The 15,231-nt window shown below is 33.2% G+C and carries 10 protein-coding genes; 8 read left to right on the top strand and 2 right to left on the bottom strand.

All coding sequences use genetic code 11. The annotated features are described in order from the left end of the window. The first annotated feature begins 12 nt into the window (after positions 1–12). From ACZ451_RS12050 to ACZ451_RS12025, 6 genes are all read left to right on the top strand, one after another. Positions 13–684 (top strand): response regulator, encoded by a 672-nt coding sequence (locus ACZ451_RS12050; protein ID WP_464212742.1) that lies wholly within the window; start codon positions 13–15, stop codon positions 682–684. 408 nt (positions 685–1,092) lie between these two features. Further along, the gene (locus ACZ451_RS12045) at positions 1,093–2,418 is read left to right on the top strand and encodes a T9SS type A sorting domain-containing protein (RefSeq protein WP_464212740.1); all 1,326 of its coding nucleotides are present in this window, start codon (positions 1,093–1,095) and stop codon (positions 2,416–2,418) included. Positions 2,419–2,431: 13 nt separating this feature from the next. Beyond that, positions 2,432–4,543 (top strand): Tox-REase-5 domain-containing protein, encoded by a 2,112-nt coding sequence (locus ACZ451_RS12040; protein WP_464212738.1) that lies wholly within the window; start codon positions 2,432–2,434, stop codon positions 4,541–4,543. A 9-nt stretch (positions 4,544–4,552) separates the two neighbouring features. After that, positions 4,553–5,038 (top strand): Imm52 family immunity protein, encoded by a 486-nt coding sequence (locus tag ACZ451_RS12035; protein WP_464212736.1) that lies wholly within the window; start codon positions 4,553–4,555, stop codon positions 5,036–5,038. Positions 5,039–5,262: 224 nt separating this feature from the next. After that, the gene (locus tag ACZ451_RS12030) at positions 5,263–6,102 is read left to right on the top strand and encodes a hypothetical protein (protein ID WP_464212734.1); all 840 of its coding nucleotides are present in this window, start codon (positions 5,263–5,265) and stop codon (positions 6,100–6,102) included. A 62-nt stretch (positions 6,103–6,164) separates the two neighbouring features. After that, a complete protein-coding gene (locus tag ACZ451_RS12025) occupies positions 6,165–6,788 on the top strand; it encodes a hypothetical protein (protein WP_464212732.1) in 624 nt (207 codons plus the stop codon). A 164-nt stretch (positions 6,789–6,952) separates the two neighbouring features. Here ACZ451_RS12025 and ACZ451_RS12020 read toward each other — a convergent pair whose 3' ends face one another. Next, a complete protein-coding gene (locus tag ACZ451_RS12020; RefSeq protein ID WP_464212730.1) occupies positions 6,953–7,534 on the bottom strand; it encodes a TetR/AcrR family transcriptional regulator in 582 nt (193 codons plus the stop codon). Between the two features lie 78 nt (positions 7,535–7,612). Next, positions 7,613–8,368: an SDR family oxidoreductase gene (locus ACZ451_RS12015; protein WP_464212728.1), complete on the bottom strand. Its 756-nt coding sequence runs from the start codon at positions 8,366–8,368 to the stop codon at positions 7,613–7,615. Positions 8,369–8,630: 262 nt separating this feature from the next. On the opposite strand from ACZ451_RS12015, the gene ACZ451_RS12010 reads away from it, so the two are divergent. Both ACZ451_RS12010 and ACZ451_RS12005 read left to right on the top strand, forming a co-directional pair. Next, complete coding sequence (locus tag ACZ451_RS12010; RefSeq protein ID WP_464212726.1) at positions 8,631–11,921, top strand: amidohydrolase family protein; 3,291 nt, start codon at positions 8,631–8,633, stop codon at positions 11,919–11,921. Positions 11,922–11,954: 33 nt separating this feature from the next. After that, positions 11,955–15,182: a WD40/YVTN/BNR-like repeat-containing protein gene (locus ACZ451_RS12005; protein ID WP_464212724.1), complete on the top strand. Its 3,228-nt coding sequence runs from the start codon at positions 11,955–11,957 to the stop codon at positions 15,180–15,182. Positions 15,183–15,231 lie beyond the last annotated feature (49 nt).

Raw genomic sequence — 15,231 nt, 5'->3', positions numbered from 1 at the left:
AACCTACAATTTATGATAAACATTAGAATACTAATAATAGACGACCATCCAATGATTGCAACAGCGGTAGAGGGCTTTTTAAGAGATTTTGAAAAAGAAGTAAACGATTATGAATTTGAAATTCACAAAGCCAATAACTGTAAAGAAGGATATGAAACAATAATGGATGAAAAAGCTATTGATTATCATGTAATTATTTTAGATATTATAATGCCAGCCTATAAAGAAAAAGAAATTTATTCAGGAGAGGATTTGGGTAAAATTATTAATAAAAAAAAGCCAAATTCTAAACTCATCATAATGACCAGTATTACCGATAACTATCGTTTGTATACCATATTCAAACAATTAAATCCAGATGGCATTTTATTGAAGAAAGATACCAGCCAAGATTCCTTAGTGCTATCCGTATTAACCGTATTGAAAAACAGATCCTATTATAGCTCTACATTTACTACGCTGTTAAGGTTACAAAATTCCAATAAGTTTAATATAGACGATATAGATCGAAAATTATTACACTTCATTTCGGTAGGTTATAAGACTGTAGAATTGCCTGAAATGATTCATTTGTCATTAGCGGGTATAGAAAAAAGGAAAAAGAATCTAAAAAAATTATTCAATATTAAAGGTTCAAATGATATGGATTTAGTCATGGAAGCCCAAAAAAGAGGTTTTATATAATATGGGCTAAAATTTCAATAAAACCCTACTTTTTTTACGGTTTTTATTAGACTTTACTACCAATATTTTTTTTACCTTAGACTTATAATGTAAGTTATTACATATCATTTTATTTTTAATTTGGTTTTATTGTAAAGTATTACCCTACTTCATTATTTCCTAAAATCTGTACATTTTTAGGGAATAAGTATAATGCTAATAACATAATAGTTAATTCAATTTTAAGGATTAATAAAGAAAATTAATTTGAAACATGGCTATAGCCATATGTCTAATCTTTTAAAAACCTATTTTTATATGAATTAAAACTACTCTACTACCAAGGAAATTGAGCAAGGCTCATATCCTTAGCCCATATACAACCGGGCCACAAACAACTCAATAAATTACAATACAAAAAATATCCAGATGAAAAAATATAAAATTTTAGCAGTAATGCTATCACTATATTGTTTTGTTGGCTATTCACAGCAGCCAGCAAACAGTACTGAAGAAAATAAATGGGCAAATATTGAAGCCTATATAAATAGTGGAGAACACACTCGAAAAAAATCAAAATCAATATTTAAGGAAACTAAAGCCCTCGCAGAGGAAGAAGAAAATACAGAAGCGGCTTTTATATTAGGGCTCTTATATAAAGATGGTATAGGATGTAAATTAAACTTCAATAAAGCCAGAAAGTGGTTTAATATCGCTTATGAAGGAGGCAGTGAGAAAGCAGCATATAGCCTTGGTTATCTGTATCTAAAGGGCTTAGGTAATATTAATCAAGACTATAAAAAAGCCATCGAATGGTTTGAAAAGAGTTATTATCCAATGGCTACGCATTGGTTAGCAAAATGCTATTACTACGGTTATGGCGATACACCTGTAGATAAAGAAGATGCTATGAATTTGCTAAAAGTAAATCCTATTTCTAATAGTAGAGTATTATTAGCGCAATGGCTCTATGAGCAAGAACACCCAGAAGAAACCGAAGAAAACTATGACTTGATGATTAAAGATAGCTTACCCACAATAGATGTTACTGAAAATAGAGAGGGCATATTAGGGTCCTGGTTAGGTGAATGGCAATTGATGGATTGGTCTGGTAAAAAAATAGACAGAACCATTCCTATTTTTATGCAAATCACAGAAAACGGGACTGGGTTTTTAGATACCAAAATAGTGATAGATGGTAAGGAATATCTTGGAAGCGTATTAAAAAGTGATACTGAATTGGTATTCCCAGAAATGGAAGTGAGTCTAAGAAAACGTTATACGGATTATGTAGATGAGCAAACGTTAGCCTATCAATTACTATCCTTGCAATACGAGTTCCATAAAAATGAAACAGAAGAGGAATTTTTAACTGGAATTCTAGAAAGTAGTATTACGAACTGGAAAGAACCTGCCCCTATTTCTAAATTACTATTGCATAGAGAAGGTACAATACTAAGCGAAGAAGTTAAAGCTGCTTTAGCAGCCCAAAAAGAACACTTTATAAAAATATATCCGAACCCTTTTGAGGACAATTTACTCTTGTATTACACCTTAGAAGAAGATGCTGAAATCATCTTTAACCTGTACGATTACAATAGACCAGGAGTAGTTCTAAAAACAAAGCATAAATCTCAAAAACAAGGAGAGCGAAAATTTGTATTTAACAATTTAAGCAGCCTTACAAAAGGGCTTTACATTGTACAAATGAATGTGAATGGAGTAGTACATTCCAGAATTGTAATTAAGAACTAAAAAACCAAAAAAGATGAAACAAATACAATACATACTTGTAGTAATGCTATTTTTTGGTTTTTTAGGAAGCCAAAACATACAGGCACAATTTAAGTTAGTGCCCTTATCTGAAGAATTAAGTAACGACCCTGCTTCCCCTACAGATGTAAATTTAAGAGGGTTTTTAGGAAGCCCCATTTTTGATGATGGAGAAGGAAATGGTGGTGGCAATGGTTGTTGTACAGAACTGAGTCCATTTGATTTTGAATTTGATTATAATGATACAAGAACTTTATTAGATTTTGAAAATGCCAGAAGGAGAGCCTTTCAAAGCGAAGTAAATAGGTGGTTGAGAAACCAAGAAGAAATGTTTAGAAAGGACATAAACAGCATTTTAAGAACAAACTATCCAACGTTCAGAGAAGCTCAAAAAGAGTTTTATAAAAAATTTGTAAATCAAAGACAACAACTATCAAATAGCGCAAATAGACTTAGAAGTAGTGAATTCAGTAAAGCTAAAAATTTTGACACAAAACAGAAACAACATACTAAGGAGTTATTTATCGTAAATCAACTTACAGGAGATTGTACCAATTGTTTAGCTCCTAGTTTATTTGATGATGTCCTTGTTTCTGGGAGAAGGTTTGGTGATTTTAGACATTTAGTTCAAAATAATCCTGAGCAATTAAGACTTCTTAAAAATGTTATTCGTTTTGATTTTAGTAAAAATGAATTTTCATCGGCACAACATAGATCATTAGGATATGGTATTGACAAGATCATCAGGAATGGTGTATTAGAAAATAGTATTGTAAATAAACATGTTAACTATTATTCTTCTTTAAATCTTTTAACGAGACTAAGAACATTAGCATATTACCTTACTACATATGTAAATCCCCCAAGAACTGTTATCGAAGTACCTAGACAAGGTACACCTGTTATCCCTAATTATAATGGAGATATGTATGGCCTAATGAATAGTAATGCTAAACCTCTTAATATTGAAGCTTTAGTTTTTAAAAAAGATTTTATACAACAAAGAACTCAAGAATGTTTTAATACGCTTCAGTTAAGACCTTATCCCTCGCCTCAAATATGTTTAAGAGAACAAGCTTCTTTACAAAATATGAAAAATAGAATTATTCAAAGGCATTTGGATGAGTTTACGAGTAAAGTGTCTTTAATCAATAGTGTAGGATTGAATTCAACAGTATTAAATACTGTATTAAATAATCAAAATATTTTAAATAGTGTCACAAGTTTTCTCGAAAACAACAATAATGTTGAAGCGAAAGTTTTTGTTAAAGAATTAATACAGGGAGATATTAACAAAGCTCTTGATTTAGTGCTAGAAGGTGCTACATTTCAATTATGCCCACCAGATTGTCATGATTCACCTGGGGAGTTAACTGCAAAAATAATGATCAATGCTTTTGATGCTTCAGTCAATTTAGTGTTGGCAGCAACAAGTCCTTTGCGCACTGAGGAAAAGAATGGAGAAGTTATAAGAGGTTTATTAAATGAATCAGGAGCCAATATTCCTAATGACGTCAACTTAAGGCTTTTAAGTGAATTATTTGAGCTTAGAGTAATAAATAGGCAACTTAATGTCGTCCCAAATAATGGAATACTTGGTTCTCTGAAAAATATTGGATTAGACACATTAGATTTACTAGCCGTAATTTCACCAAGCTCTGGTAGTGGAGCTCTTTTATTCATAGAAGCAGGTGGAAAATCTATTACTATCGCTAGTTTAAATAATTATCTAAAACTTCTAAGCAAAGGAAAATGGAAAACTGTAAATGAAAGTATGAGTGATGCTGCAAAATCTTACCAAGAATTTATAACAGGGAGAAAATGGAATGAAAGTTTTGTCTTAAATAATGTAAAATTTGATGGGCTGAAAAATATAGTTTTAAGTGATGCTAAATCAAGTATGCTTAATTTTGTTAATAGCAATGGAACATTTAAACCTTTTTTTACTGGAACAACAAAAATTATTGATCAAGCTAGAAGACAAAGGCAAGCTGCTGGAAACTTACCTATTGAATGGCATTTTGAACATAAGTTAGTTAGAGATGCTTTTGAAAATCTTTTGAAGCGTGAAGGTTTGAATATTAAATTTATACATACACCTAGATAGGTCTAATAAATGGAACAAACAATTACTGAGATACGAGTTATATGGAAAGGAAGAAGGCAGACTTTAAAAGAGTGTACTGAAACTTTTCTAATATTTTTAGAACGTTTAAAACGAGTTGATCCGCGCTTTTCTATTTGGTATGAACAAGGGTCTAGCCGAAAACAAGCATTAAAAAATCAAATATGCTATGATTATGATTATATAAAAAATAAATTTTGTTCTAATTGTAAAGAATCTGATTACCCTGAATTTAACTTTGATCTCGCATTTTGGAATGGAGGAAAAACAGATTCTTTATCTTATGGAATACGAATAGCAATAGGGGGTAACGGAGAAATTGGTAATAGCATTTGTAATCTTTCTTTTCCCACTGAAGGCGAAATTTATGAACATTATAAAATTAGAGAAAATTGGGAGCATTTACTTGATTTATTTATTGATCATTGGAATCCAGATCAGTATGAAGATTTTCAAGAGAATTTAATTGTAATTTAAGATTTATATAGATCAAGTATTAACAAATAATCGAAAACTGAACATTTTAAAACGGTTGTACCAATAAATAGTAATGCTATAGCTATTAAAGGGTATTTAAAATGTAATAGAAACCAATTTTTTGACTATTAGTAGATAGATCCTACAATAAAGAGAAAAAATAAGTTAACAACTTAATTTAAAAAACAGCCAGTTGTTACAAATTGGCTGTTTAATTTACAAATATGAAAAATTTAACATCTGTACTATTTATTTTATCATTTTCTATTACAATTGCTCAAAAAGCCAGTTTTATACCCCAAAGAGGGAAGATTGTTTTTAAGGAAGAACGTATCATTGCTAGTGCACAACAATTGGATAGCTCGTTATTACTTAAAAAGCCAATTCTTTACAATATGATTAAAGATTTAAGTATAGAACAATATATACAAGCTAAATTACCAGTTGATACCATTGCTATTCTCGAAAATTTTAAAACTACAATACAACCTGCTTTAGATTTAGCTCTTGACCCACGAAATTTATTCTTAGTTTCCAAGGAGCATATCTATACATTTCATGATTCTATCATACAAACAGAGTATAAAGAATCTCCTTTGGACAGTAATAATGAAATAATAATTATTGATAGAAGTAGTGGTAAACTTTCTCATTTTAAATTAGTTGATTCTATTTTAAAACCTAATCAAAAAGTTGTTGTCGGAGTATCTATAAAAGATAGTAATACTGATATTAAAATAAAAGAATATAGAGATATCAGAAAAAATATTGGGGGTTATGATTGCTTTAAAATTGTGGTCACTACAACAGAGAATATACTAAATGCCTATAATATTTATGAAGTAGAAGTATCTCCTGAGTACAAAAAGAGATATAAAGAAAATTTGGAGCCCATTACCGAGCGTACACTTTATGTTACTGAACAAATAAATTGTAAATACCATCCAGCAATTTCTTTATCTGAAGTTTTAGAGAATTACTATCCATTGGAGGTAATTGTGAAAGATTCTTTTTTAGAGGGGGTTGAAAAGAGATATACTTTAGAAGAAATTACTATTGAATGATTATTAAATTAATTAACCAATGCGTTTTAATTCTAAAACGTATTGGTTTTCATACCATATACATGAAAAAAATACTCATAGTTACCGCAGCTTTTTTGCTTTTTGGACAATTTACCTATAGCCAAGATGTAAAACCTCAATATATTGAATTTAACTTTGGACTCAGTAGACATGGTACAGGAGATTTACCAGGTTATCAATTCGGGTTTCATTATGGAAAAAATATTTCTGAAAAGTTCTATTGGCAACTTGGGTTTGAAGGTACATTAAATGATATAGAGGGTATACCGCTCTTTGTTGATGATGGTTTAGGAAATACAATTAATAGTACACTTCACGATGTAATTGCTGGCTTTCAAGTCACTGCAGGTATAAAGTATAATTTTGTTGAAACTGAACAAAATGAGTTTGGATTCTCTTTAGTTCCAATTTTTAGATATCAAGCTTCTTCCTTAAGCGACCAAATTGAAACGCTATTCCCCCCAATAACAGGCTTACCTTTTCCAGTAAGATTAATTACTAGACTTGAGCCAGCAAGAACATTAGCTATTGGTGGATCACTTAGAATTAATTACCAGTATAATTTTAGTAAAAATCTTTATTTAGGGGTGTTTGGTGCTTTTCAAGCAGATTCAAATGGTGATAGTTTACCTTCTGTTTCTTTGAGGTTTGGAAAAAAGTTTTGATGATGAGAACATAAATAGTAATTGTTATAGATTTTTTAGGATGATTTATAAAACTCCTAGATAAATTCTTGGAGTTTTTAAAGTATTTAGTTAGCACAACATATAACTACTAAAAATTATAACTGATGGTCTATGGACCTAGCCTTATAAAGAATGATATGCCCTTAATCCAACAAAGACAATGCTACTTGTATCGCATTTGATAATTCTTTTTGATCAGGCTGAATTTTAGAAACAACCCGAATACCATTATAAACCGTAAAAATAAAGGCCGCAATAGATTTTAAATCTTGCTTGGTGTTTAATTGCCCAGCTTGTTGGCCTTTTAAAAGGTAGTCGTAAAATATTTTTTCGAACTCTTCCTTATTATTTTGCAATACCTTTAAAAGACTGCTGTCATTAGGGATAAGCTCTGTAGTAGTATTTACAACAAAACAGCCTTTATGATCTGTATCAAGAACAGCTTCTCGTATTGCAATGTCAAATAATTCTGAAAAACCTTCTTTTACATTTGGCCTGCTTTGTAAAAATTGAACTAAACCATCTCTGTTAGACTTCCTATATAATTCAAAAGATTTTTTAAAAAGTTGTTCCTTATCTCCAAACGTATCATATAAGCTAGCTCTATTAATTCCCAAATGACTCACTAAATCTTGAACAGAGGTAGCAGAATAGCCTTGTTTCCAAAACAAATGCATTGCTTTGGTTAAAACTTCTTTCTCGTCAAATGTTTTTACTCTAGGCATATCAAAAAATGTGGAAGCGTAGTACGCTTCCACAAAAATAATTTATTGGAACGATTGTTCAAAATAAACTTATATAAATTAGCTTAAAAGCGGATTAACATTAATACCACCATCTATGTTATATTCGCTTCCAGTGATAAAAGAAGCATCATCTGAGGCTAAAAATGATACTAATTTTGCAATATCATCAGGTTGTCCAAATCGTTTTAATGGAATACGATTTTGCATTGCTTGTGCAAAGCCATTTAATTGCTCTTCTGGCATTCCTGTTTTTCCAAAAATTGGCGTTTCTACTGGACCTGGATTTACAGCATTGATTCTAATTTTTCTTGGTGCTAATTCTGTTGCAGCTGTACGTGTATACGAATTTAAGGCAGCTTTAGAAGCAGCATAAACAGCTGTATTAGGCATTCCTGTATAGGCATTTACAGAAGATAAATTAATAATAGAGGCACCATCATTTAAGATGGGTAAAAACTTTTCAGTTGTAAAAACAGCACCTTTAAAATTAATTCCAATTTGTTGGTCAAACATTTCTTCGCTGATTTGCCCTACTGGTGCTGGCTGAAAAACACCTGCATTTACAAATAAAACATCTACTTTACCGTAATCATTTTTAACCTGATCTACCAAACTATCTATGGCAGAAACGCTCTCAACATCAGCCACAATCCCTTTTACTCCAAGCTCTCTAGCAGCTGATGCTACTTTATCAGAATTTCTTCCCGTAATCACCACATGTGCCCCTTGACTTTTAAATTCTTTTGCAGATGCATAACCAATTCCACTATTACCTCCTGTAACTACAGCTACTTTACCATTTAATTTACTCATTTCTTTTACTTTTTATTGTTTCTATTTTATATCGGAACGATCGTTCCACTATACAAACATACAAATAACAGAACGTTCGTTCCAAATTAAAATCAAACTTTTTTAAAAAAAATAATAATATCGTTTTTCAAAAATTCCCTTAACAATCCTTTAAGATTTCGGCACTAGCATTCTTGGTATCTTTAGCCGACTAATTCATTTAAAGCGAAACAGGGCTTTTACAGACATTTTCGGTATCGCTTTAAAACTAAAAACACTACAATTGAAAAAATTATTCTTTTCAACAGCAACACTATTCCTTTCTCTTACACTACTAGCACAGGAAACTAAAAAAGATGATAAAAAATGGGATGTTGCTAATCCTGGAACAGACTTCAACTATAAAAATCATCAGTTTTCTACTGATGAAGGTACCTGGATGAACTTAGATGTGAGCCCTGATGGAAAAACCATTGTTTTTGATTTATTAGGAGATATCTATAGCATCCCCAGTACTGGCGGTAAAGCTAAAGTACTACGCAGTGGGATTCCTTTTGAAGTACAACCACGTTTTAGCCCTGACGGTAAAAAAATTGCTTTTACAAGTGATGCGGGTGGTGGTGATAATATTTGGGTAATGAATGCAGATGGTACCAATGCAAAAGCAGTTACCAAAGAAACATTTAGACTATTAAACAACCCCTACTGGATGCCAGATGGTACTTATATTGTGGCAAGGAAACATTTTACTTCGCAACGCTCTTTAGGTGCAGGTGAAATGTGGCAATACCATCATACTGGAGGTTCTGGAGTGCAGTTAACCAAACGTAAAAACGATCAGCAAGATGTAAACGAACCCTGTATCTCTCCTGATGGTAAATACTTATACTATAGTGAAGATGTTTATCCGGGTGGAAATTTTCAGTATAATAAAGATCCTAACAAACAGATATATGTAATTAAACGTTATGATTTTGAAACTGGAAAAACAAATACGATTACTGGCGGACCTGGAGGTGCGGCAAGACCGCAAGTGTCTAGGGATGGTAAAAAACTAGCTTTTGTAAAACGAATCCGTACCAAAACTGTATTATACCTACACGATTTAGAAACAGGAGAAGAATGGCCTTTAGTAGACAATCTAAATAAAGATCAACAAGAAGCTTGGGCTATTTTTGGCGTATACCCAAATTACAATTGGATGCCGGGAGACCAAGAAATTGTTTTTTGGAACAAAGGAAAAATTCATAAAATTAATATCGCTACACAAAAAGTAACGAATATTCCTTTTAGTGTAGATGCCACAATTAAAATTGCAGAAACGGTACATTTTAATAACCCAGTAGATGTAGACGCCTTTGATGCAAAAGTAATTCGCCATGCCGTAACATCTCCAGATGGAAAAACATTAGTATTTAATGCTTTAGGGCATCTATGGAGCAAGAAATTACCGAATGGTAAGCCCAAACGTTTAACCAATGGAACTGACCTAGAATCCGAACCTTCTTTTTCACCTAATGGTAAAGAGATTGTTTTTGTTACCTGGAATGATAATCAATTAGGAGCCATACATAAAATGCCTGTTTCCGGTGGAAAATCAACACAATTAACTACTACAAAAGGAATTTACCGTACCCCTGCTTATAGCCCAGATGGTAAAATGATTGTATATCGTAAAGAAAGTGGTAATACCGATCAAGGAAGAAGTTTTAGTAAAAAAACAGGATTGTATACCATGTCAGCTTCAGGAGCAAATCCGAAATGGGTGACCAATGAAGGCGAATACCCTATGTTTACTAGAGATGGAAAACGGATTTTTTATCAAATAGGAGGTACTTATTTTGGGAGCTTAACCAAAACATTAAAATCGGTTGATCTAAACGGTAAAGACACTAAAACGCATATCAAATCTAAATATGCCAACCGTTTGGTGCCCAGTCCAGACAATAATTGGATTGCCTTTACCAATTTACACAAAGCTTATATTGCTCCTTTAATATTAAACGGAAAAGAAATTGATTTAGACAACAAATCTAAAATAGTACCCGTATCACAGATTGCAAAAGATGCTGGTATCAATTTGCACTGGTCTCCAGATAGCAAACATATCCGTTGGACTTTAGGAGATCAGTATTTTTCGAACGCTATTAAAAACAGGTATGATTTTCTTCCTGGTTCTCCTAAAAAAGTAGCTAAAATAGATTCTGTAGGCATTAAAGTAGGTTTAAAAGTAAAACAGGACAAGCCTAAAGGCCGTATTGCATTTACCAATGCTACCATCATTACTATGGAAGGGGATGAAGTGATTACAAATGGTACTATTATCATCAATGAAAATAAAATTGAACGTATTGGCAAAACGTCAGAAATAGCCATTCCTTCTAAAACCAAAATATATGATCTTAAGGGTAAAACCATCATGCCCGGTATTGTAGATGCGCATGCCCATATTGGTGGTTTTCGTTACGGGCTTACTACTCAGAAGCACTGGCAATTATTCGCCAATTTAGCTTTTGGTATAACTACATCACATGATCCATCTGCCAATACCGAATCTATTTTTGCGATGTCTGAAATGATTAAAAGTGGAGAGATGATTGGCCCTAGAGTATATTCCACAGGAATTATTTTATATGGTGCAGACGGTGATTTTAAAGCGACTATAAATAATATAGAAGATGCTCGTTCATCCATCAGAAGAACCAAAGCTTTTGGCGCGCAATCTGTAAAAAGTTACAATCAGCCTCGTAGAGAACAACGTCAGCAAGTAATGCAAGCCGCTCGTGAATTAGGCATTAATGTAGTTCCTGAAGGCGGTTCTACTTTTTACACCAATATGTCTATGATTATGGATGGCCATACCGGCATAGAGCATAATATTCCTGTAGCACCTGTTTACAAAGATGTTATTGAGCTATGGAAAACCAGCAAATCTGGCTATACTCCTACCCTAATTGTCAATTATGGTGGTTTAAATGGAGAATACTATTTCTATCAAAAAGATAAGGTTTGGGAAAACGAAAAATTATTAAAATATACCCCTAGAGCTTTTGTTGATGCCAGATCGCGTCATAGAACCATGGCACCAGATGAAGAGTATGAAAATGGACATATTTTAGTTTCTAAGGAAGCCAAAAAATTAACGGACCATGGTGTAAAAGTAAATTTAGGCGCACATGGACAATTGCAAGGTCTTGGTGCACATTGGGAACTTTGGTTATTACACCAAGGCGGAATGAGCAATTTAGAAGCTTTGCAAGCTGCTACCATAAACGGCGCAAATTATATTGGTGCTGGCAAAGAAATAGGATCGCTTAAAGAAGGAAAACTAGCTGATTTAATTGTTTTAGAAAAAAACCCTCTAGACGATATTAGAAACACAGAAACCGTTCAATACACCATGGTTAATGGCAGATTATATGATACTGCAACTATGAACGAAATTGGAAATATTGACATCGAAAGAAGTCAATTTTGGTGGGAAAACAATAAATACAACACTGCTTTTCCGTGGCACGAAAAAGCGCAAAGTTTTACAAGACCTGGCTGCGGCTGCCATATAGGACACAACTAAATATTAAATAACAACAACTACAAACACTATATAATGAAAAAACTACTTCCAATACTAGCATTATTTACCTCAGTTTTCACCTTTGCACAAAGTTTAGATATGAAACTGATGCAAGATTTAAAACCAAGAAACATAGGCCCTGGTGGCATGAGTGGTAGAGTTACTACCATTGATGCCGTGCATAGCAACCCTGATGTTATGTATGTTGGTACGGCATCTGGTGGAATTTGGAAATCTACTTCTGGGGGTATCAAATGGGAGCCCATTTTTGAAAAAGAAGTAACAGCCTCTATAGGTGCTATTGCCATACAGCAGTCTAACCCCTCTGTAATATGGGCCGGTACCGGAGAAGGAAACCCTAGAAATAGTCTAAATGGTGGATACGGTGTCTATAAATCTTTAGATGGTGGCAAAAACTGGAAAAGTATGGGCTTAGAAAAAACAAGACATATTCACAGAATTGTTATAAATCCTACAGATCCTAATACTGTTTATGTAGGCGCTATTGGTTCTCCTTGGGGAGAACATCCAGAACGTGGTGTTTTTAAAACTACAGATGGGGGAATCACTTGGAAAAAAATATTATTTACCAACAACAAATCTGGTGTTGCAGACTTGGTTATGGATCCAAGCAATCCTAATAAATTAATTGCAGCAATGTGGGAACATAAACGTGACCCTTGGTTTTTTAAATCAGGTGGAAGAGGTAGCGGTTTATATATAACCCATGATGGGGGAGAAAATTGGAAAAAACTTTCTTCAGAAGATGGTTTACCAAAGGGAGAATTAGGAAGAATAGGAGTAGCTATTGCCCCAGGAAAACCAGATGTGGTCTATGCTTTAATTGAAGCCAAAAAAAATGCCTTATACAAATCTGAAGATGGTGGTTTTAAATGGAAAAAAATTAATGATAAAACAGATATCGGGAACAGACCTTTTTATTATTCTGAAATATATGTGGACCCACAAAATGAAAACAGAGTCTATTCTATTTACACCTACGTAAATGTATCTGAGGATGGTGGCAAAAATTTTACACAGCTTATGCCGGCATACAGAGCTAATAATGGAGTACATCCAGATCATCACGCTTGGTGGATTCATCCCAAAAACGGACAGTTTATGATGGATGGTAATGATGGTGGATTAAATATTACCAAAGATGGTGGTGACTCTTGGCGTTTTATAGGGAATCTGCCTGTGGCACAATTTTATCATATTAATGTAGATAATGAGTTTCCGTATAATGTGTATGGCGGAATGCAAGATAATGGTTCTTGGAGAGGTCCTGCCTATGTATGGCGTGCGCAAGGCATTAGAAATAGCTACTGGCAAGAAATTGCATTTGGCGATGGTTTTGATGTAGTGCCAGATAAAGACGATTCGCAATACGGTTATGCCATGAGTCAACAAGGTTTTGTATCACGCTATGATTGGAAAACAGGTAATAATTATATTGTTCGCCCTACTCCACCAGATGCCGAAACCAAACTACGTTTTAATTGGAATGCAGGTATTGGCCAAGATCCGTTTGATAATAGTACCGTTTATTTTGGGAGTCAGTTTGTGCATAAAAGCACCGATAAAGGTTTAACATGGGAAATTATTTCTCCAGATTTAACTACTAATGATCCCGAAAAGCAAAAACAAAGTGAAAGTGGCGGCCTTACTATGGATGCTACAGGAGCAGAAAACCACTGTACTATTTTAGTGATAGAACCATCACCATTAGAAAAAAATATGATGTGGGTAAGCACCGATGATGGTAGAGTACATTACACTCAAAATGGAGGTGCAAGTTGGACAGAAGTTACCAAAAACATAAAAGGATTACCCAAAGGAAGCTGGATTCCTCAAATAAAAGCATCTAATAAAAATAAAGGAGAAGCTTTATTAATTGCTAATGATTACAGACGTTTTAACTACACACCTTATGCCTATAGAACTACAAATTATGGAAAAACATGGCAACGTATTGTAGATGCTACCGATACCGCTAGTTACACGCTTTCTATTGTTGAAGACCCAAAGAATAAAAATTTATTGTTTTTAGGTACAGATGATGGTTTATATCTCTCATTAAACGCTGGAGCTAATTGGCAAAAATGGACAGAAGGTTTCCCAACCGTTTCTGTAAAAGATTTGGTAATACAAGAACGTGAAGATGATTTAGTTATCGGTACTTTTGGAAGAGCAGCTTGGGTTTTAGATGATATTAAACCTTTACGAGCTTTAGCAACAAATACCGCTATTTTACAAAGTGATGCAAAATTATTTTCACCTCCAATTGCGTATCAAGCCGCATACCAACAACCCACTGGAAGTAGATTTGGTGCAGATGCTTTATACAATGCTGAAAATAAAAAAGCAGGAGCCATGATTAGCTATTTTTTAAAAGAAGGCAAAAAGAAGAAAGCGGAGCTAAAAACGGATAAAGATGCTGCTGAAGATAAGAGTGAGACTACCGAGGAAATGAGCGAAAAGAAATTAACTGGAGTTCAAAAAAAGGATTCCATACAGTTTCAGTTTTTTAATGGTAACGAATTAATTAGAACCTTAAAATATAAAACGCCTGAAAAAGCTGGTTTCCACAGAATTTATTGGAATATGGACGAAAAAGGACCAGACAGACCCTCTAGAACAATTAGCAAAAATAAAAGAGAATCTAGTGGAGTATCTGTAAAACCAGGAACATATACCGTAAAAATGACTTATGGTGCTATTACAGATGAGGCCATGATTGAAGTGAAATCTGATCCTAGGCTTACCGTTTCTGCAGCAGCAATACAAGAAGTATATACAAATGCTAAAAAAGTAGAAAAATATACCCAAACAGCAGCTGATGCAGTAAAGCAGCTAGTAGAAAGTAAAAATATTGCTAAAAAATATCAGAAAGAATTAAAAACATTGGATAAAGAAAAGTATAAAGAAGAACTTAAAAAGTCTGCTGATATCATCAAAGAAATTGACAAGGTAATTGCTTTATATATTGGAAAAGAAGATAAAAGACAGGGGATTACAAGAAATCCTGAGATAAGTATTATGCAACGTATCGGCAATGCTGATTTTTATGTTAACACCAGAAAAACGGGTATGACTAGTACTGAAAGAAATTTACAAAAATTTGCAGCAACAGCACTTGAAAATGGCTTAGAAAAGACCAATACATTTTTTAATACCGAATGGAAAGCCTATCAAGAAATGATTCAAAAATTACAAGTTTCTCCTTTTAAGGAAATAAAAACATTTAAATTAAATTAAAGTGTTTAATGCAATTGAAAACTATACCACATAGGCTATATTTTCAATT

It is taken from the genome of Allocellulophaga tsushimaensis, assembly GCF_055383085.1.
Note: the sequence above shows the minus strand (reverse complement) of the source record. Positions and strands in the feature narration are given on the sequence as shown.